Annotated in this window: 16 protein-coding genes; 7 read left to right on the top strand and 9 right to left on the bottom strand. The window is 59.5% G+C overall.

Annotated features, from left to right (window positions below; translation table 11 throughout):
- Window positions 1–16: 16 nt before the first annotated feature.
- The 3 genes from FH08_RS0103040 to FH08_RS0103030 form a co-directional block, all read right to left on the bottom strand.
- Window positions 17–1,123, bottom strand: a complete 1,107-nt coding sequence (locus FH08_RS0103040; protein ID WP_031356904.1) for a GlxA family transcriptional regulator — start codon at window positions 1,121–1,123, stop codon at window positions 17–19.
- A gap of 282 nt (window positions 1,124–1,405) precedes the next feature.
- Window positions 1,406–1,540: a hypothetical protein gene (locus FH08_RS53975; RefSeq protein WP_268810816.1), complete on the bottom strand. Its 135-nt coding sequence runs from the start codon at window positions 1,538–1,540 to the stop codon at window positions 1,406–1,408.
- Window positions 1,541–1,784: 244 nt separating this feature from the next.
- Window positions 1,785–2,066 carry a hypothetical protein gene (locus FH08_RS0103030; protein ID WP_031356903.1) on the bottom strand — a complete coding sequence of 94 codons (282 nt, stop codon included), beginning with the start codon at window positions 2,064–2,066 and terminating at the stop codon, window positions 1,785–1,787.
- Between the two features lie 313 nt (window positions 2,067–2,379).
- On the opposite strand from FH08_RS0103030, the gene FH08_RS0103025 reads away from it, so the two are divergent.
- From FH08_RS0103025 to FH08_RS0102995, 7 genes are all read left to right on the top strand, one after another.
- The gene (locus FH08_RS0103025) at window positions 2,380–3,774 is read left to right on the top strand and encodes an L-serine ammonia-lyase (RefSeq protein ID WP_031356902.1); all 1,395 of its coding nucleotides are present in this window, start codon (window positions 2,380–2,382) and stop codon (window positions 3,772–3,774) included.
- Window positions 3,775–3,825: 51 nt separating this feature from the next.
- Window positions 3,826–5,070 (top strand): sarcosine oxidase subunit beta family protein, encoded by a 1,245-nt coding sequence (locus tag FH08_RS0103020; RefSeq protein WP_031356901.1) that lies wholly within the window; start codon window positions 3,826–3,828, stop codon window positions 5,068–5,070.
- Between the two features lie 141 nt (window positions 5,071–5,211).
- Window positions 5,212–5,514, top strand: a complete 303-nt coding sequence (locus FH08_RS0103015; RefSeq protein WP_031356900.1) for a sarcosine oxidase subunit delta — start codon at window positions 5,212–5,214, stop codon at window positions 5,512–5,514.
- Entirely contained in the window at window positions 5,511–8,513 is a 3,003-nt protein-coding gene (locus FH08_RS0103010; protein WP_031356899.1) for a sarcosine oxidase subunit alpha family protein, read from the top strand. Before FH08_RS0103015 ends, FH08_RS0103010 begins: the two co-directional genes overlap by 4 nt.
- Window positions 8,503–9,153 (top strand): sarcosine oxidase subunit gamma, encoded by a 651-nt coding sequence (locus FH08_RS0103005; RefSeq protein ID WP_031356898.1) that lies wholly within the window; start codon window positions 8,503–8,505, stop codon window positions 9,151–9,153. The genes FH08_RS0103010 and FH08_RS0103005 overlap by 11 nt, the downstream gene beginning before the upstream one ends.
- Complete coding sequence (locus FH08_RS0103000; protein WP_031356897.1) at window positions 9,150–9,599, top strand: dihydroneopterin aldolase; 450 nt, start codon at window positions 9,150–9,152, stop codon at window positions 9,597–9,599. The genes FH08_RS0103005 and FH08_RS0103000 overlap by 4 nt, the downstream gene beginning before the upstream one ends.
- Window positions 9,600–9,606: 7 nt before the next feature.
- Window positions 9,607–9,870, top strand: coding sequence for a hypothetical protein (locus tag FH08_RS0102995; protein ID WP_031356896.1), 264 nt, complete (start codon window positions 9,607–9,609; stop codon window positions 9,868–9,870).
- 1 nt (window position 9,871) lies between these two features.
- On the opposite strand, the gene FH08_RS0102990 is transcribed toward FH08_RS0102995, so the two are convergent.
- Genes FH08_RS0102990 through FH08_RS0102965 form a run of 6 tightly spaced genes read right to left on the bottom strand, consistent with a single transcriptional unit; the run spans window position 9,872 to window position 18,068 of the window.
- Window positions 9,872–11,104 carry a hypothetical protein gene (locus FH08_RS0102990; protein WP_035565157.1) on the bottom strand — a complete coding sequence of 411 codons (1,233 nt, stop codon included), beginning with the start codon at window positions 11,102–11,104 and terminating at the stop codon, window positions 9,872–9,874.
- The gene (locus FH08_RS0102985) at window positions 11,097–12,278 is read right to left on the bottom strand and encodes a glycosyltransferase (RefSeq protein WP_235210272.1); all 1,182 of its coding nucleotides are present in this window, start codon (window positions 12,276–12,278) and stop codon (window positions 11,097–11,099) included. The genes FH08_RS0102990 and FH08_RS0102985 overlap by 8 nt, the downstream gene beginning before the upstream one ends.
- Entirely contained in the window at window positions 12,238–13,329 is a 1,092-nt protein-coding gene (locus FH08_RS0102980) for a polysaccharide pyruvyl transferase family protein (RefSeq protein WP_031356893.1), read from the bottom strand. Before FH08_RS0102980 ends, FH08_RS0102985 begins: the two co-directional genes overlap by 41 nt.
- On the bottom strand, window positions 13,316–14,383 hold the full coding sequence (locus FH08_RS0102975) for a glycosyltransferase family 4 protein (protein ID WP_031356892.1): 1,068 nt from the start codon (window positions 14,381–14,383) through the stop codon (window positions 13,316–13,318). The genes FH08_RS0102980 and FH08_RS0102975 overlap by 14 nt, the downstream gene beginning before the upstream one ends.
- Complete coding sequence (locus tag FH08_RS0102970; protein ID WP_051887686.1) at window positions 14,380–15,828, bottom strand: hypothetical protein; 1,449 nt, start codon at window positions 15,826–15,828, stop codon at window positions 14,380–14,382. The genes FH08_RS0102975 and FH08_RS0102970 overlap by 4 nt, the downstream gene beginning before the upstream one ends.
- Window positions 15,825–18,068, bottom strand: a complete 2,244-nt coding sequence (locus FH08_RS0102965; protein ID WP_031356890.1) for a polysaccharide biosynthesis tyrosine autokinase — start codon at window positions 18,066–18,068, stop codon at window positions 15,825–15,827. Before FH08_RS0102965 ends, FH08_RS0102970 begins: the two co-directional genes overlap by 4 nt.

Below are 18,068 nucleotides of genomic sequence, written 5' to 3'. Positions count from 1 at the left end.
CGCGGGTGACAAAGGTCTAGATAGCCTGGGCTCGCCCCGGAAAAGTCTCATCGAAATCCGCCGCAAGGTCGAGCGTCGCGGCGCTCGCGGCATCGTCGGGTGTTGCCGTGCCACGCTGCTCGCGATACATCATCGGTGGAAGCCCGAACTGCTTCCTGAACTCCCGCCCTAGATGCGACGCATCGGAAAAGCCGCAACTCGACGCAATGTCCGCCACCGTCTTGTCGGAACTCGTCAGCAACCAGGCCGCCGTGCGCAACCTGACCTGCTTCGCGTAGGCCTGCGGAGCCTTGCCGGTCTCCGCCTTGAACAAACGCTCCAGCTGCCGCGTCGATAAATCCAGCTTGTGCGCTAGCTCATCGAGCGTCAACGAACGCCCCACGTGCTGTTCCATCAGCAGGATTGCCCGCTTCACTTTCGGATGCGTGGCAGGCGCAAGCCCCGGCGGATGCGGCTGCGGCGCATTGCCCTTCTGCATGTCGTCCACCAGCAAGATGCGCAACGCCTTTTGTACCGTGGCGGCCTCGAAATGGCGCAGAAGGATTGCCGCGGCAACATCAATGGAAGCCCTTCCGCCCGAGCACGTAATGCGACGATGATCCATCACGAACAAACGGTCTGCGACCAGCATCTCCTCATTCACACCTGGAAAACGCTCGACGAAATCCCAGTAGTGGAACCAGCTCACACAGATGCGGTAACCATCCAGCACACCCGCCCGCATCAGGGAAAACACACCCGTGCAAATGCCGACAAGCGTCGCATCCGTGGTCGCGGCACGGCGGATGAATTGCAGCGTGGCATCGCTCGCGCCCGCGCCGGAATGCAGCAAGCCGCCCACAACCACCACGTAGTCGAAGGGCTCAGCTTTCTCGAAGGTTTCCCAAGGCGTGATCTGGATGCCGCAACTCGCGCGCACCGGCGCAAGCGTTTCCCCGATCACGCTCCACGAGCAGCGCACCGGCTTGCTGAAGTCGCCTTCATCGGCCGACAGGCGCAATAAATCGACGAAGCCGGAAAACGCCGTCAGCGTGAAATTCGGCAGCAACACAATGCCAAAACGGATGCGTTGTTTGGACGCCGTGTCGGGCGATTGAGGGGGAAGAGCGTCAGCGGGATTCATGCGCTTGCCAAAGATGTGCAGCCGTCATTCGGGCCATAGGTGATGGGCGACATGGCGACCCGGTAATCAATCAGCATATCACCGTCATTAACCGGTTTGAAATACCGGGATCTACGCGGGGATCTTACGCTGTGGGTTTGATAAGCCTTGCACGTGGTGCAGAACCGAAAACGGCTTGCCCTGATCAGGGCAAGCCGTCTCCGATAGCCAGCTGTCTGCCGGCTATTTCTAAAAGCATCAAGGCTGATTTAGTACGAGCTTGATATTGACCTGCTGGCCCAATTAATGAGCTGCGTGGTCGACGTGCTTGGCCTTCGTGTAATGGTGATGATGATGCGGCTTTGCATACGACACAGCCGGCGCAGCAACAGCCGCAACGATAAAGATCGCGAGGACTTTCTTCAGAACATTATTCATGGGGCAAACCTGATGGGCGAGAGTTTAATGACTGGTTGATTCGAGCGCATTCCAAAATGCCAACAGAGTTTATCTCAGCGCTTCTTCAACCCGGAAAGGGTAAATAAGCCTGACGCTCAAAGTGTTGTATACCGCCGACACGTAATTTTTGCGTCGATTTTCCAGCTGTTGATTTCAGTCTCTTTTTCTGCCCGATTTGTCTCGCCACCCCTCTTACCAAAATAGAAATAACGTTATGCCGCGCTTAACTGCCCGAACCGCTAGCCGTCACCGGGGCTCCCGGACCGCTCGGGGTTGCGGTTCCCATGCCGGCTTTGCTACCTGTTGACGATGTCGCGGTGTGCTTCATCTTCTTGTGCTGCGACATGCCGGGATTTGCCGTCGTTCCCGCCGACTGATTGGTCGTCTGAGCGTTATCACCAGCCTGTAAGCCAGTGCTCGAGCTCGGCGGGTTGTTTTGGGCGAAGGCTGTGCTGGAGATGCAAAGTACGGCGCCGATCGCGTATGCCATTGAAAAGTGCTTCATGCCGGATTTCCTTTATTTAAAACAGGCGACGAGACGCCCATAGGTTGTCGAAAGCGGGCAAGCGGACGCTCGCTAGCTTGCTCGACAATCTATTCAGCATGTGACGTGCCACCACCACGGCGCAGGGCCGCCCGGGCCACTATCTGCCAGTTTTCGACGCCGATCATCGCTAAAGCGCCTTGCCATCCTCCCGTGTTGCCGTACTGACGCCGCCATCCCACGTGCATGCCGTTTTTGTTCTATCAGCGGAAATTGGCGTGGGGTGCAATGGCTACCTAGTGAAATCCCATGCAGTCCACCAACAAGGCACCCCATGAACGTTAGCGTTTTCGATCTGTTCAAGATCGGCATCGGACCGTCAAGTTCGCATACGGTCGGCCCGATGATCGCTGCGTGCCGCTTCGCATCGCATATCGAGGACGCCAACCTGCTCGCGTTCGTGCGCCGTGTGCGGGTGGATTTGTTCGGCTCGCTGGGTGCAACCGGCAAGGGTCATGGGACCGATAAAGCCGTGCTGCTTGGACTCGAAGGCAATCTCCCCGACTCGATCGATCCGGATGCGATCGAACCGCGTCTGCGGGAGATCCGCGAGTGCAAGAGCTTGAACCTGCTCGGCAAGCAGGCGGTTAAATTCGACGAGCGCGAGCACATTGGTTTCTTTCGCAAGCTGATGCCGGGCGCGCCGGGGTCAAGCGTTGTGCATCCGAACGGCATGCGCTTCCAGGCCTTCGATGAAAACGGCCAGCTCGTAGTCGAAAAAGAGTACTACTCGGTCGGCGGCGGTTTCGTGATCAATAGTGAGGGCACGCGCGTGAACGGCGTGCAAGCGAGCGGTGGAGTGCCGCATCCGTTCCGCACTGGCGACGACCTGATGCGCGTATGCCGCGAGACAGGTTTATCGATTGCAGAGATCACGATGCTTAACGAATCCGCATCGCGCCCGGAGCGTGAAGTGCGCGACGGCCTGCTCGCCATCTGGCGCGTGATGGCCGCGTCCGTGGAGCGCGGCTGCAAGGTACGCGGCGAATTGCCCGGCCCGATGCACGTGAAGCGTCGTGCAGCCGATCTCTCCGCTCAGTTGCGCAAGCATTCGGAAGAGTCGTTGCGCGATCCGCTCTCCATGCTCGACTGGGTCAACCTCTACGCGATGGCCGTGAACGAGGAGAACGCCGCGGGTGGCCGCGTGGTGACCGCACCCACGAACGGCGCGGCCGGCGTGATCCCCGCAGTGCTGCATTACTACGTGAAGTTCATGCATAACTCGACCGACGAGGGCATTGTCACGTTCCTGCTGACCGCGGCGGCTATCGGGATCATCTACAAGGAAACGGCGTCTATCTCTGGTGCCGAGGTCGGCTGCCAGGGCGAAGTGGGCGTGGCGTGCTCGATGGCCGCGGCAGCGCTCGCCGCCGTCATGGGCGGCACGCCGACGCAGGTCGAGAACGCCGCCGAGATCGGCATGGAACACAACCTCGGCATGACCTGCGACCCCGTTGGCGGGCTCGTGCAGATCCCGTGCATAGAACGCAATGCGATGGGCGCGATCAAGGCGCTCAACGCGGCGCGCATGGCCATGAAGGGCGACGGTACGCACTATGTGTCGCTCGACAACGTGATCAAGACCATGCGCGAAACCGGCGCGGACATGAAGACGAAATACAAGGAGACGTCACGCGGCGGGTTGGCCGTGAACGTCATCGAGTGCTGATTTCAGGTTTGGCAACCGCGTTTGCAACATCAACAAGTTTAAGGAAACACCATGAGCCGCTATTCGATCTTCAGCCTGTTGCGCAACGGCATGTCGTATCACGAGAACTGGGAACGCCAGTGGAAAAGCCCGGAGCCCAAGCAGGAATACGATGTGGTGATCGTCGGCGGCGGCGGGCACGGTCTCGCGACCGCCTACTACCTTGCCAAGGAACATGGCGTGCGCAACGTCGCCGTGCTCGAGAAGGGCTGGATCGGTGGCGGTAATACGGCGCGCAATACGACTATCGTGCGGTCGAATTATCTGTGGGACGAATCGGCTGCGCTGTACGAAAAGGCGATGCAGTTGTGGGAAGGGCTTTCGCAAGACCTGAACTATAACGTTATGTTCAGCCAGCGCGGCGTGATGAATCTCGCACATACGTTGCAAGACGTTCGGGATACTGAACGTCGGGTGAACGCGAACCGCCTGAATGGTGTCGATGCCGAATTCCTCACACCTGAGCAGATCAAGCAGATCGAGCCGACCATCAACCTGAATAGCCGCTATCCGGTGCTCGGTGCGTCCATCCAGCGGCGTGGTGGTGTTGCTCGTCATGACGCCGTGGCATGGGGTTTTGCGCGCGGTGCGGATCAGGCAGGCGTGGATATCGTGCAGAACTGCCAGGTGACAGGTATTCGCCGTAACGGCAGCCAGGTGATCGGCGTGGATACCACCAAGGGTTTCATCAAGGCCAAGAAGGTCGCGGTCGTGGCTGCCGGCAATACCTCTTCGCTTGCCGACATGGCCGGCATCCGGCTTCCGTTGGAAAGCCATCCGCTGCAAGCGCTTGTGTCCGAACCGATCAAGCCGGTGGTCAATACAGTGGTGATGTCGAACGCGGTGCACGCGTATATCAGCCAGTCCGACAAGGGCGATCTCGTGATCGGCGCCGGTGTCGATCAGTACACGGGTTTTGGTCAGCGCGGCAGTTTTCACATCATTGAAGGGACGCTGGAGGCGATCGTCGAGATGTTCCCGGTGTTCTCGCGCGTGCGCATGAATCGTCAGTGGGGCGGGATTGTGGATGTGTCGCCGGATGCGTGCCCGATCATCAGCAAGACCGACGTGAAAGGCCTGTACTTCAATTGCGGCTGGGGCACGGGTGGCTTCAAGGCGACGCCGGGTTCGGGCTGGGCCTATGCGCACACCATCGCGCACGACGAGCCTCACGCGTTGAACGCGCCGTTCTCCATCGACCGTTTCTACACGGGTCACCTGATCGACGAGCACGGCGCTGCGGCCGTCGCCCATTAGTTCGCCCACTAACCGAGGCAACCAAGGTTGCATGGGACCAGAGTAAGTGCTTTGCGCCAACTCTGGTCGACCGCATCGAGATTGCATGGGACCAGAGTAAGGCGCTAAAGCGCCAACTCTGGTCGACACAGGAGATAAGACATGTTGCTGATTGAATGCCCCTGGTGCGGGCCACGCGCCGAAAGCGAATTCTCGTGCGGCGGCGAAGCCGATATCGCCCGTCCGCTCGACACCGAAAAGCTCACCGACAAAGAATGGGGCGACTACCTGTTCATGCGCAAGAACCCGCGCGGCGTGCATCGTGAGCAATGGATGCACGCGCAAGGTTGCCGCCGCTGGTTCATGGCGCAACGCGACACCGTGAGTTACGCATTCCAGGGCTATGAAACGTTCGCCCGGCCGCTCGCCGTGATGGAACAGAAAGAAGAAGGACAATCCAAATGAGCCAGAAAGACCGACTCGCCACGGGCGGGCGCATCAATCGCGCCATCGCGCTCACGTTCACGTTCAACGGCAAGACGTATCAGGGCCATCAGGGCGATACGCTCGCCTCGGCGTTGCTCGCGAACGGCGTGCATTTCGTGGCGCGTAGCTGGAAGTATCACCGGCCGCGCGGCATTGTGACGGCCGATGTGGCCGAACCGAATGCAGTGGTTCAACTTGAAACCGGCGCTTATACGGTGCCCAATGCACGCGCCACCGAGATCGAGTTGTATCAGGGGTTGGTGGCGACCAGCGTGAATGCCAAGCCGAGTATCGAGAACGATCGCATGGCGGTGAACCAGAAGATCGCCCGGTTTATTCCGGCGGGCTTCTACTACAAGACCTTCATGTGGCCGCGCAAGTTCTGGCCGAAATACGAAGAAGTGATCCGCGATGCGGCGGGTTTGGGCAAGGCGCCCGAACACGTGGATGCGGACCGCTACGACAAGTGCTTCTCGCATTGCGACGTGCTCGTGGTTGGCGCCGGTCCTTCGGGTCTCGCGGCGGCGCATGCCGCCGGCTTGTCGGGTGCACGCGTGATTCTCGTCGATGACCAGCCTGAACTCGGCGGTTCGCTGCTGTCGTATCGCACGGAAATCGATGGTGCACCCGGCTTGAAGTGGGCGCAAAAAATTGAAGCTGAACTGCGCAAGATGCCGGATGTGAAGATCCTGTCCCGCAGCACCGCGTTCGGTTATCAGGATCACAACCTCGTCACGATCACGCAGCGTTTGACCGAGCATTTGCCGGTATCGATGCGCAAGGGTACGCGGGAACTGCTGTGGAAAGTGCGCGCCAAGCGGGTGATTCTTGCCACGGGTGCGCAGGAACGGCCGATTGTGTTCGGCAACAACGATCTGCCGGGCGTGATGCTGGCGTCGGCGGTGTCGTCGTATTTGCATCGCTATGCTGTTCTGCCGGGACGCAATGCAGTGGTGTTCACAAACAACGACAGCGGCTATCAATGCGCGCTTGATCTGAAAGCGGCAGGCGCGCAGGTCACGGTAGTTGACCCGCGTCTTGCCAACGACAAGGGTGCATTGCAGGCCCAAGCGAAACGCTACGGCGTGAAAGTCCTGAATGGATCGGTCATCACGGTGGCGCATGGCAAATTGCGCGTGGCGTCGGTTGAGGTCAGCGCCTATTCGAACGGTACGGTTGGCGCGAAGCAAGCCGACCTGTCTTGCGACCTGCTCGCTGTGTCCGGCGGCTGGAGCCCGATCCTGCACCTGTTCGCGCAGTCCGGCGGCAAGGCGCACTGGCATGACGAAAAACTCTGCTTCGTACCCGGTAAAGCGATGCAGGCCGAGAGCAGCGTAGGCGCGTGCGGCGGTGAGTTCACGCTCGCCCGTGCGATCCGTTTCGCGGTCGATGCCGGCGTGGACGCTGCGCGTGCCGCGGGTTTGATCGTGGCGCGTCCGACGCCTGTGCAAGTGGCGGAAGTCAGCGAGGCGCCGGTCATGCCGTTGTGGCTCGTCGGCGGCCGTGAGCTGGCGACACGGGGTCCTAAACAATTTATCGATTACCAGAATGACGTATCTGCCGCCGATATTTTCCTGGCCGCACGTGAAGGTTTCGAATCGGTCGAGCACGTGAAGCGCTACACGGCGATGGGCTTCGGCACGGATCAGGGGAAGCTCGGCAACATCAACGGCATGGCGATTCTTGCTCAGGCGCTGAACAAGACGATCCCCGAAACCGGCACCACAACCTTCCGTCCGAACTACACGCCGGTCACGTTCGGCACGTTCGCCGGCCGCGAGCTTGGCGAGTTCCTCGATCCGGTCCGCAAGACCGCGGTGCACGAATGGCACGTGGAAAACGGTGCAGAGTTCGAGGACGTCGGCAACTGGAAACGTCCTTGGTACTTCCCGAAGAATGGTGAAGACATGCACGCGGCCGTTGCGCGCGAGTCGCTGGCAACGCGCACGAGCGTTGGCATTCTCGATGCATCGACGCTCGGCAAGATCGACATCCAGGGTCCCGATGCCGCGAAGTTGCTCAACTGGGTGTACACGAACCCATGGAGCAAGCTGGAAGTGGGCAAGTGCCGCTACGGCCTGATGCTCGACGAAAACGGCATGATCTTCGATGACGGCGTGACCGTGCGCCTCGCCGACCAGCACTACATGATGACGACCACCACCGGCGGCGCGGCGCGCGTGCTGACGTGGCTCGAGCGCTGGCTGCAAACCGAGTGGCCCGACATGCGGGTGCGGTTGGCATCGGTGACGGATCATTGGGCGACCTTCGCCGTGGTGGGCCCGAACAGCCGCAAGGTCTTGCAAAAGGTCTGCCGTGATATCGACTTCGCGAACGCCGCGTTCCCGTTCATGAGTTATCGCGAAGGGACCGTGGCGGGCGCTGCGTCGCGTGTGATGCGGATCAGCTTCTCCGGCGAACTTGCTTACGAAGTCAACGTGCCGGCGAACGTCGGGCGTGCGGTATGGGAGGCGCTGATGGCCGCTGGCGCCGAGTTCGACATCACGCCGTACGGCACGGAAACCATGCACGTGCTGCGGGCGGAGAAGGGCTACATCATCGTCGGGCAGGATACAGATGGCTCGATGACACCGTACGACCTCGGCATGGGCGGACTGGTCGCTAAGTCGAAGGACTTCCTTGGCAAGCGCTCGCTGACGCGCTCGGATACGGCGAAGGCCGGGCGCAAGCAACTCGTCGGCTTGCTGGCCGAAGATGCGTCGTTTGTGATTCCCGAAGGCTCGCAGATCGTGCCGGGTCCGTTCACGGGTGATACGGCGCCCATGCTCGGTCACGTCACATCCAGCTATTTCAGCCCTATTTTGAAGCGCTCGATCGCGATGGCCGTCATCAAGGGTGGTCTCGACAAGATCGGCGAGTCGGTGATGATCCCGCTCGCAGGCGGTAAACAGATGCCGGCAAAAATCACCAGCTCGGTGTTCTACGACAGCGAAGGAGCACGTCAACATGTGGAATGAAAACAGAAGCAACCAGACGGTCGTGGATCGCGCAATCGGGCAGGGCGTATGGCAGGAGTCGCCGCTCGTAGGTGTGGATGGTCTGCTGAAAAAACATCAGGCGAGCGCATCGAAGGCGTTTCGTCTCGTCGAGCGGCCGTTCCTCGAACTGGTCAACGTGCGTGGGGATCTGCGCGACGCCGCGTTTGTTGCGGCGGTGGAAAGCGTGATTGGTTGCAAGCCACCCGAGAAGGCGAATACGACGGCAACGGGCAATGGCTACGACCTGATGTGGCTCGGCCCGGACGAGTGGCTCGTGCGTTCGACGGCTGCGCATTCCGCGACGCAGCCTGCGCCAATGGAGGCCAGATTACGCGAGGCGTTCAAGGGATTGTTCGCGGCCGCCGTCGATATCGGCAGCGGTTACACCGTGCTCGAAATCAGCGGTACGCGTACGCGTGATATACTCGCGCGCGGTTGTCCGCTCGATCTGCATCCGGGTTTGTTCGGCGTTGGCCAATGCGCGCAGAGCCACTACTTCAAGGCCTCCGTCACGGTGCTACCGACCGGTGACGACAGCTTCGACCTCGTGATCCGCCGCAGTTTTGCGGACTACTTCGTGAAGATGATGCTCGATGCGGCCGAGCCGCTGATGTCGTGAAACCCTACGAACCACTCGGAACATTAAGCCCGGGCGGCGGAGGCTGGCGCATCGTTGTCGATGAGCTCGTGGTGCCGACGCGTATCGGCCTGCATCCTCAGGAATATCTGGCGCCGCAGCCTGTTGCCATAGATGCGAGCCTGCACTATCGAGGTGTGCCGGCCGAGGAGAACGCGCACGAGCTGATTGATTACGAGTCCTGGTGCGCCCGGGTGTCGGACCATCTGGAGAGCAAGCCGCATACGCGCTTGCTTGAAACGCTGGCGGTGGAAATAGCTGCGCTATCGTTCACCCAATGGCCCGCACTCGATGCGCTGACGTTGCTGCTGTACAAACCGAAGATTCGCGAAGGCACGCGACGCGTGGGCGTCGAACTCGATTGGCATCGCGCGGATTTCGACGCTTGGCGTGCGTCGGCCGCTTTACATGCGGCGGCAGTGGGCTGAAACGGCCATGACGTCGACGCGCGTTCAAACCGCCGGACTTTCGCAGCTTGCGTGCGAGCAGCATGATCCTCATGCGGCGCTCGCGTTGCTCGATCGCAGCCTTGCGCTCGGGCATCGGCGGATTGCGTTGATCCGTTATCTGCATGCCCAGTATCTCGGTGCGCCGCTCGAGCCGCGTCATCATGAGTATGTTCACAAGGTGGCAGAACGCTTGAGCACCGAGACGATCGCGCGCATAGCGATGGCCGCGCGTGCGCGGTTCGAGAGTTGATTTAGCGCGCAGCCTGAATGCCGAACGAACGCCGCACAACCATCAACGACGAAGCCAGCACACACCCGCACGACACTGCGACGGACAACGCGGCACCCACCACGCCGAAGGCGACACAGAGTGCCGAAAGCAGCGAGAGCGAGGCGGCGACCTCCATGGTCGAGAGGATGAGGAACGATCTCTTGCTGATTGAGAACACCATCAGAGAGGTGATCCGGCAGGCGAACATAAGCGCGGCGCCCGTGAAGATCAGCAAGAGAAACAACCATTGAATCGAGGGTGCGCCAAGACTCGCCGTGGGGAATAGCCTTATTTTGTAGGCGCAGAGCGTCGCCAGGGCGAGCAAGGCAAACGCTGACGCGCCAAGCGCGAAGCCCAACGAAACAGAAAGGCGTTTCGCCGACGTTAAAAACCATCCCCGCATGCGCGAATGGACGACAAGCGCGAGCGCTTGCCCTAGATTGAACGCGAGGTTATGCACGCTTTTCGCCCCGCGATACAGCGCGGCCCCTGCAGGCCCGAGAAGCATCACCGCGATGATGACATCGAGGTGTTTCGCTCCCGAGAAGATCGCATTCGAATACCAGCTGCTGATCAGTTCCTTGCCGCCAAGTTTAGCCAGTTGCGGGATTGCGGCTAATCCGGAAGTGCTGCGCTGACTGACTTTATCGCGTCGGCGTAAAACCAGATAAGTGCCTAGCAGCATGGCCCCGTACGAACCCTCGATCATCAGCAGCAGGTCGGGAAGATACGGCGACCAGGACGCATTCCTGGCGACAAGCCAGACCACCGCGCAACGGCTGAGCGCGGACACCGTTGAGACCGCGCATATTGCACCATTGCCGCCATTGAGACGCAAATAGCCGAGCGCAAAATGGGACATCGCGTATCCCACCGGAGCCGTCACGAGTGCGGGCAAAAGATGCGGCATCGCAATGGCACCGTAACGCGACAGAATGCTTGTCGCCACGATAAAAAACAGCGTGGAACCGGTCGCACTGAGCGCATCCAGGAACAGCAAGCTCGAGAAGCGATCACTAATTTTTGCGACGCTATAAAGCCGTGCGGATCCGAAGTTGAACACATCTATCGACACGAAGAACAACGCCAGCAGCGCGTACGAACGGCCTAGCCACGCGGCATCGAGATATCTCAGCGCGAACACGACCGCGAAGAAGTTGCTGATGGCGGGCAGCGCGGAGCCGAGCGTGACGTACACCAGATCCTTACGCATGAAGATGAGCCCGGGCGAGCGCCGCGCAATACGCGCGATAGCGCGATTGCAACGCCGAGTAGCCAAAGGGTCGCGTCGCCTCGCGATCAGTTTCAGCGCGCGTAGCCAGCAGCGTCCTGTCGCGGGCCAGTGTTTCGATGCGCGTTGCCAACGCGATGACATCGCCCGCAGGCACCATGCTTGTCTCGCACAACACTTCAGAAATGCCCCCGACGTTTGACGCAATGACCGGCGTGCCGGCAGCCATTGCTTCCAGCATGGCGCGCGGCATACCTTCCTGATAAGAGGGCAGCACGAACAAGTCATGTTGCGCGACATGAGCGGCTACGCTGTCCGCATCGATAAGCCCCAGGAAACGTACGTTATCGGAGACCCCGAGCCTCGCCGCCTGCGCTTCGAACTCAGTGCGCCGCGCGCCGTCGCCGATCAAGGTCAGAGAACAATCGACGGCTCGACGACGTAGCTCTGCCATGGCCTCAAGCAGGACCAGATGGCCTTTGCTGTGGTTGTGCATCATGGCGGTGTTGATGATTCGCAGGTGCCCATCGGGCGCCGCAGTGCGCACGCCGGATGTCTGAAATAATGAGTCGCGAAGATGGACATCGCTGAAACCGAACATCTTGTCCGGGCTCTGCGCGGGGTAGCGAATTTGCAAATAGTCGCGCGTGACGTAGCGAACGGTGACCGCACGCCTTGCCGCAAGGCGCGTGGTCCAGCGATGAACGAATCCCGCAATCGAACGCAATGGATGCTTCGATGCCGCCGCGCTGAAATAATCGGCGGGATCGGCGACCACTTCAACCGAGAAGCGCTTGCCGCTTATCAGGCACAGCAGTAGGGCAAGTGACGCGATATTGCCGGGGAACCGGATCAGCACAATCGATGCCGCCGAGATTTCACGGTAAAGCCGAATCAGCAAACGCGGCAAGCTCTTGACGAGTCCCGACGCGCCGCGGTTAGCACCCAGGTCTACGAAGGAAACCCGTTCACCCACGACGCTTTCTCCAATCGCTTCAGCGGCAGGAAACGAACGTGCGACGATGACGACGTCGTCGAAGCTTTCAGAAAAACGCGCGCCAAAACGTGCATAGCCCATATGTGGGCTGATGATCTGACTGCCTACGCGGCGGAAGTTACCGTCCATGATCAGCGTGATCGAACGCTCGCAGTTCATGTTTGATGGCCTCCACAAAAGACTGATGACTGTGCTGCGCACTGCGCTCGACACGCGACCAGTACTGCTCCTCATCGAGCACAATGGATTGCACTGCATCAGCGACAGCTTGCGGGTCGAAGTCGCTCGCATGAAACGCGAAGTCATCCAGGCCAAGATCGGCGAACGCGGCACGGCCTTTGCGCTCATAGGCCAGATGCACGCTTGGCACGCCGGCCAGAATGCTCTCCAGGCTCCCGTGCAGCCGCACTGAGACGACTATTGCGTTGCCCTCGGCAAGCACGTCCTTGAGCAGCACCGCGTCGTTCACACCGAGATGCTCGCGATAGAACACGTCGTCGCTATTGCCGCGGCCGCGCGCCTGGACGGCCAGCTTTGCATCGGGAAGAAGCGCCATGAGCGCGCGGATGCGTTGCAGATAAGCATCGCGATACGGCTTACCCTGCAGGTCGCGAAAGACCAGGTAGACCTGCGGTGCGACAGCGGCGGGGCGTCTTAGCGTACCCTCCATCGCTTCCCTGGCAATTTCCAGGACTACGAGGTCGCCTGTTCGGGTTGCACCGGGGTGTGCGAGTTCGGTCACGCTCTTGTCGTCGCGCAGGAAAATACGTTCGACATGGCGGCGCACCAGCGAAGCCAGCATTTTGCCGGGACGCGTATCGAACGGTCCCACGCTTTGAGGGAAATAAATTCGGAGGCTACGGCCGCCGATGCTAGACATGAAAATCTGGCTACCATGCGCAATGAACGACTTCCAGCCTTCTGACTTGCTCGATGCGCGCAGGTAGCCGCCGCCCACGCCAAAATAGACACTCCGGCGGCGTGAGAATGCGTTGCGAATCCTGGACCACAAGAACTCGCCCAGAGATACCAGCTTGATACTCGGGTCGTTCAGATAGCCTGCGAATGAAGCCTTGTCCAGACACACCACCGTGATTGTCCGGGTCACGCCCGCAGCGCGGATCGCCTTCAGGCTCAGTTTGACCAGCAGTCCGTCGCCGCTGTTGTGCGAGCTATAGGCGTGCAGCAGATAGTACTCAGGGGCGTTCATAGCAACTCATCAGGGTGTTGAGGAAACGATCAATCTGAAACGTACTTTCGAAGACGTGACGTGCGTTTGTGCCCATGCGCCGGCACTCATCCAGCGTCAGCCGGTTGAGGTTGTCGGCCAGGCAATGGCCACTCAGTTCGCGGAGGATGACGCCGTTGTAACCATGGATGACCTGCTCAGGCAACGAGCTTTCTCCGGATACAACAATGACCTTTCCCGCCCGCATGGCTTCAATAGGGACGAGCGCAAGCCCTTCCCAGCGCGAGGGCACCACGACCACATCCATCTCCTGCATCGCGCGCCGGATACCTGCGGCGTTGAGCCAGCCGTGATACGTAATGCGGGTGTCGTCACTTGCGTTGTTGTTAGCGTCGATTCCGCCGCGCACCGCCGCGCCGTATGCATGAAGCTCGAGGCTTGCATCAAGCAACGGTAATGCTTCAAGAACCACATCAAAGCCTTTTTGATAATCAAGGCGTCCGAAATATCCCACTTTGATCGAATTGGTTTCACCTCTTTGCTTCGGGGCATAGACATATTCGTCGGAAGCAATGCCGGTATAGATGAACTCGATCTTCTCAGCCGGAATCCGATATCTGCGCGCGGCGCGCAGTTCGTCAAACGACATGCAGAGAATCTGGTCGCAGCGTCGCGCGAGCATGCGTTCGACGAGACCATACCCCCACTTGGCCGGTGTCGTCACGTCCGTCTTGAGGAACGACCATGCATGTGGCGTATAGATGATCCTGACGCCCGCATGGTTTCTCATCCGCACATACATGCCTGGAAACGAACTATGGCAGTGGACAACATTGGCATACAACGACGCTATGCAGCGTTGCAGGCGTCGCGAGATCGACCAGAATCTGGCAGGGTTGCGGCTCGATCGATAATGGACTATGTCCACGCCCTCGATATGCAAACCATCCTCTAATTTTCCCAAGTCGCAAAGAAGCGTTACGTGGTGGCCAAGATCACGTTGCTTGATAGCCAGCGTCTGCACATAAGTTGCAATGCCGCCGGTCCACGTTTCAACTACATGAACGATTTTCATGACATGCGCCCTCCGAAGGCGACGGTGTCTTGGCCTCGCTCGGAGAACCTCAACACCAAGGCCATCGGCAGCGCGAACAAGACGATCCAGCGCACGACGTAATAAGCGATGACGTTGGAATCAAACAGAAAGAACAGGAATGGCAGCGGCATCAGGACTATTTTCATCGGCAGCCATTTTCGGTGACGCGAGTCGCTTAACGCGTTGACAGCGACTAACAACAATGCAGGAAATACGAAGGCAAGCACGTAGCCGATCAAGCCGAAGTTCGCCAGAAATTCACCGGGCATGCCGAACAAAAGCGTGGTTTCGTCACCGCCGGATGACTGGACGTCGCTCACAATGTCGCTTTTTTCCTGAGCGAATGTGGCGGGACGGTCATCCCATATCGCTTTCGGCACGATCGAGGCGGTGGCTCCCGCGAAGCTTCGTCCCATAGGCAAATCGTAGGAGGTCTTCATCACCGTTTCGATTGTTTGCGCTTGTACGTCGAAGCGTGAAAGATCGCGAAACAGGAAGAAGCTGACCGGGCCCATGCTGAGTTCGAGCGCGCGTTGATCCGCGAATCGTTCGGTCAGTTCACCCAGGTCGGAATAATCGACGCCAAACTTCAACGGCATCAGGGCCAATGCGATTACCGCCAGCAAAACGGCCGAGGTTTTCGCCGCACGGCGGCTAACGGGTGCGATCAGGAAGTGATAGAGCAATGCTGCAAACAGGTAGACGAATATGATGCCCTGGCGATTTCCGAACACACCTGAAGACAACCAGCCGAGTACACCCAACTGGGCGAATGCGAATACTGTCATCAGCTTGCTGCAGCGCGGGCGCAGCGTCAGGCATACAAAGATCCAGAGCGGCGCAGTGTTCGCGAGCGCCTGGACCATGCCGAGGCCGCCGAGCGGGTCGTAGTCGGTGACGGAGTTTTGAAGTCTTTCGTCGTAGAGCTCGACAATATTTGCGTAACCCCCGAGCTTCACATAGATGAGCACGATGGCGGCAACCGAAGCCAGAGCGAAAAAGTACACCAGTCCCGTGACGCCTGTCTGCCCATAGGCGATGGGATCAATCGGCGCCAGACGACGCTGCGCGACGTCCAGCGAGAGCTTCAGAAACCAGACCCCGGCAATGCTGAGCAAGAACCACAGCATGACCGCCGTACTGTCTTGCGGGAGCAGATTGAGATAGATCTCGTCGCCGGCGGCGAGTTGCCAGGCGGGAAGGACACAGAAGGTCGCGAGCAGGAAGAGCTTGAACAGACGCAGCAATTCATTGCGCGGACGGATCGCGAGAATGCTCACAGCCAGAATGGCCGCCAGTATGGCGGTCACGCCGGTGATCTTGCCGAGAAACAGCGCGGCGACCGCAATCAGGATGCCGCCCGCCGCGAGCAGAAGCATGGGTACGGAAGCCTGTTCGCGGCGTTGTATCAGGCTGGCGGTCATTTTTTCGACCCCTTTCCCTTGCCCGGCGCGTCGTACTCATATGCCACATAGCGGTATTGACCGTACTTGGAGCCGTAACGCAAACCCTTGGAGTCGAGGCCATTGAAGATCACGCCTTTGACAGCTACGTTTGCCTGTTCGAGTTGCTTCGTCGTTTCAAGCAGTTCGCCGATAGTCGTGCGCTTGAAACGCCCGACCAGGAATACCGTCGCGCAATGGGCGGCAATGTTGGCGGTATCCGAGACGGCGAGGACCGGTGGTGTATCGACGATCACCAGGTCATATCGTTCGCTCAACTGGTCCAAGAGGCGCGCCATGCGCTCGCTCTGCACAAGGTCGGCGGAGTTCGGCGGCAAGACGCCCGTGCCGATGAAGTCGAGTCCGGCGGTTACGTCGCGATGAACCACGTCGTCTATGGTCGCGGTGTCTATCAGCAGATCGGACAGGCCGGACGTGCGTTGCTTGCCGAAGTACTGGTTAAGGTAGCCCTTGCGCAAGTCTGCATCGACCAGCAGGACACGCTTGCCGGCGGCAGCGAGTACGGCCGCGAGGTTCGCGGATACAAAAGACTTGCCGATGGATGCCGTGGGCCCGGTGATTACCACGCGATTGTTCGCGGCTCCGAGCATCCCGAACTGCAACGCGGTGCGGAAACTGCGCAGGCTTTCGATGGGCGCGTCGGTTGGCCCCGATACCGCCAGCAGATGCACGCCCGGAAGACGTGCATGAATAGCCTTGGCGTGTGTCAGTTGCGCGGGAGAGAACGGTACCGTGCCATACACTTTCATGCCGGTGTGTTGCTCGATCTCGTGCGCGTTGGTCACGCCGCCAAACAGACCATCGCGAACAAATGCGGCGACCACACCCAGCATCAGGCCGATGATTGCCGCCAGGGCGAGGACCATTGCCTTACGCGGTTTGACAGGTTCTTCGGGGATATTGGCAAAGTCGATCTGACGGACGGTCCCGACCTTGCCCGCCTTCACCAGCTTCAGGCGCTCGACGTTATTCACGACGTTGACGTAGTTATCGCTATCGACCTGAAGATCGCGCATGAGCCGCAACGAATTCTGTTCGAGGTTGGGCAATGTCTTCATGCGGGTCGATACGCTGCTGCTTTTTGCGCTCACAGCGTCAATCTGCTTGTCGAGTGCGCGCAATGCCGGATGACCAGGCGCAAAGCGTGTCAACAACTCAGCCTTCTGCTGTTTCAGCGCGAGTAACGCGGTCTCTGATGCGACGCTTTCCTGCAGATATGCCGTGCCTTCCTGACTCAAATTAAAGGTGCCGCTCTTGTTGCGAAGTGCGTTGTAGCTATCCTCGGCGGCGCTCAGCTTCGCCTTGAGGCGCGGCATCTCGCCTTCGAGGTAGGAGAGGGAGCTTTGTGCTTCCGCCGACCTGCGTTCGACGTTCTGCGTCACGTATTCCTGCCCGATCTGATTCAGGATGGTTGCTGTCAGCGATGCATCGGTCCCACGGAGCGTGGCGCCAATGATCCCGCTTTGCTTCCCTTTAGGCGTGATGTTCAGATCTTGCTGCAGGCTCGACACCGTCTTGGGTTGCGAGTTGCGCACGAGAATGAATTGCGCGCCGGGCTTGGCGTGAAGTTCGGTGACGAGCAGGCGGAACGTGCCGACGTCCTGCGTAACCTGCAAAGGAACACCAACGTGACCACGGATCGGCTGCGCGAGATCAGGGTTGTCGAGCTGGAAACTACCGTCGTTCAGCACGGTCAGCGTGATCGTTTCACCTTCGATCGACTTGGGGACATCGAAGGTTGCGATCTGCAGCGACTCCGCACCCCATACGTAACCTCCCTTGCCGAAAAGTCCCGGATTGGAGAGGTGTTTGTTGCGGCTGGCAATCCATGAACCGATGACCGGAAAATACTTCGGTTTAGTATCGATATAGAGTTGCAGCGAATCCACCGCCTTCCCGACCACCATGCGCGAGCGCAGTATTTCAAGTTCCGCTGCAGCCTGCGTCTTGACGTCGAACAGAGACGATGCGTCGCCCAACAGGCTGCTTGCGTTCATACCGTTGTCTTCGACCTGGATCAGCATGTCGGCTTCGTACACGGGCGGTGTGATGACCGCGTACGCCACGCCGATGGCGAGGGTAATAGCGGTGACTACGCCAATGACGCGACGGTTCGCGAGCAGCACATCCAGATAGCGAACGAGGTCGAGTTCCTCGACAGGTGACAACGCGACCGTGGTTTTCGTGTTTTCTTGTTTCAT

Origin of the sequence: Caballeronia sordidicola (genome assembly GCF_000729995.1) — a bacterium.
Lineage (GTDB): Bacteria > Pseudomonadota > Gammaproteobacteria > Burkholderiales > Burkholderiaceae > Caballeronia > Caballeronia sordidicola_A.
Note: the sequence above shows the minus strand (reverse complement) of the source record. Positions and strands in the feature narration are given on the sequence as shown.

What these genes read in the sequence shown, in the direction of transcription:
- FH08_RS0103015 (WP_031356900.1), top strand. Translation starts at nt 5,212, where the DNA reads ATGTTGCTGATTGAATGCCCCTGGTGCGGGCCACGCGCCGAAAGCGAA.
- FH08_RS0103030 (WP_031356903.1), bottom strand. Translation starts at nt 2,066, where the DNA reads ATGAAGCACTTTTCAATGGCATACGCGATCGGCGCCGTACTTTGCATC.
- FH08_RS53975 (WP_268810816.1), bottom strand. Translation starts at nt 1,540, where the DNA reads ATGAATAATGTTCTGAAGAAAGTCCTCGCGATCTTTATCGTTGCGGCT.
- FH08_RS0102975 (WP_031356892.1), bottom strand. Translation starts at nt 14,383, where the DNA reads ATGAAAATCGTTCATGTAGTTGAAACGTGGACCGGCGGCATTGCAACT.
- FH08_RS0102970 (WP_051887686.1), bottom strand. Translation starts at nt 15,828, where the DNA reads ATGACCGCCAGCCTGATACAACGCCGCGAACAGGCTTCCGTACCCATG.
- FH08_RS0103040 (WP_031356904.1), bottom strand. Translation starts at nt 1,123, where the DNA reads ATGAATCCCGCTGACGCTCTTCCCCCTCAATCGCCCGACACGGCGTCC.
- FH08_RS0103020 (WP_031356901.1), top strand. Translation starts at nt 3,826, where the DNA reads ATGAGCCGCTATTCGATCTTCAGCCTGTTGCGCAACGGCATGTCGTAT.
- FH08_RS0102990 (WP_035565157.1), bottom strand. Translation starts at nt 11,104, where the DNA reads ATGCGTAAGGATCTGGTGTACGTCACGCTCGGCTCCGCGCTGCCCGCC.
- FH08_RS0103025 (WP_031356902.1), top strand. Translation starts at nt 2,380, where the DNA reads ATGAACGTTAGCGTTTTCGATCTGTTCAAGATCGGCATCGGACCGTCA.
- FH08_RS0102985 (WP_235210272.1), bottom strand. Translation starts at nt 12,278, where the DNA reads ATGAACTGCGAGCGTTCGATCACGCTGATCATGGACGGTAACTTCCGC.
- FH08_RS0103010 (WP_031356899.1), top strand. Translation starts at nt 5,511, where the DNA reads ATGAGCCAGAAAGACCGACTCGCCACGGGCGGGCGCATCAATCGCGCC.
- FH08_RS0102980 (WP_031356893.1), bottom strand. Translation starts at nt 13,329, where the DNA reads ATGAACGCCCCTGAGTACTATCTGCTGCACGCCTATAGCTCGCACAAC.
- FH08_RS0102965 (WP_031356890.1), bottom strand. Translation starts at nt 18,068, where the DNA reads ATGAAACAAGAAAACACGAAAACCACGGTCGCGTTGTCACCTGTCGAG.
- FH08_RS0102995 (WP_031356896.1), top strand. Translation starts at nt 9,607, where the DNA reads ATGACGTCGACGCGCGTTCAAACCGCCGGACTTTCGCAGCTTGCGTGC.
- FH08_RS0103005 (WP_031356898.1), top strand. Translation starts at nt 8,503, where the DNA reads ATGTGGAATGAAAACAGAAGCAACCAGACGGTCGTGGATCGCGCAATC.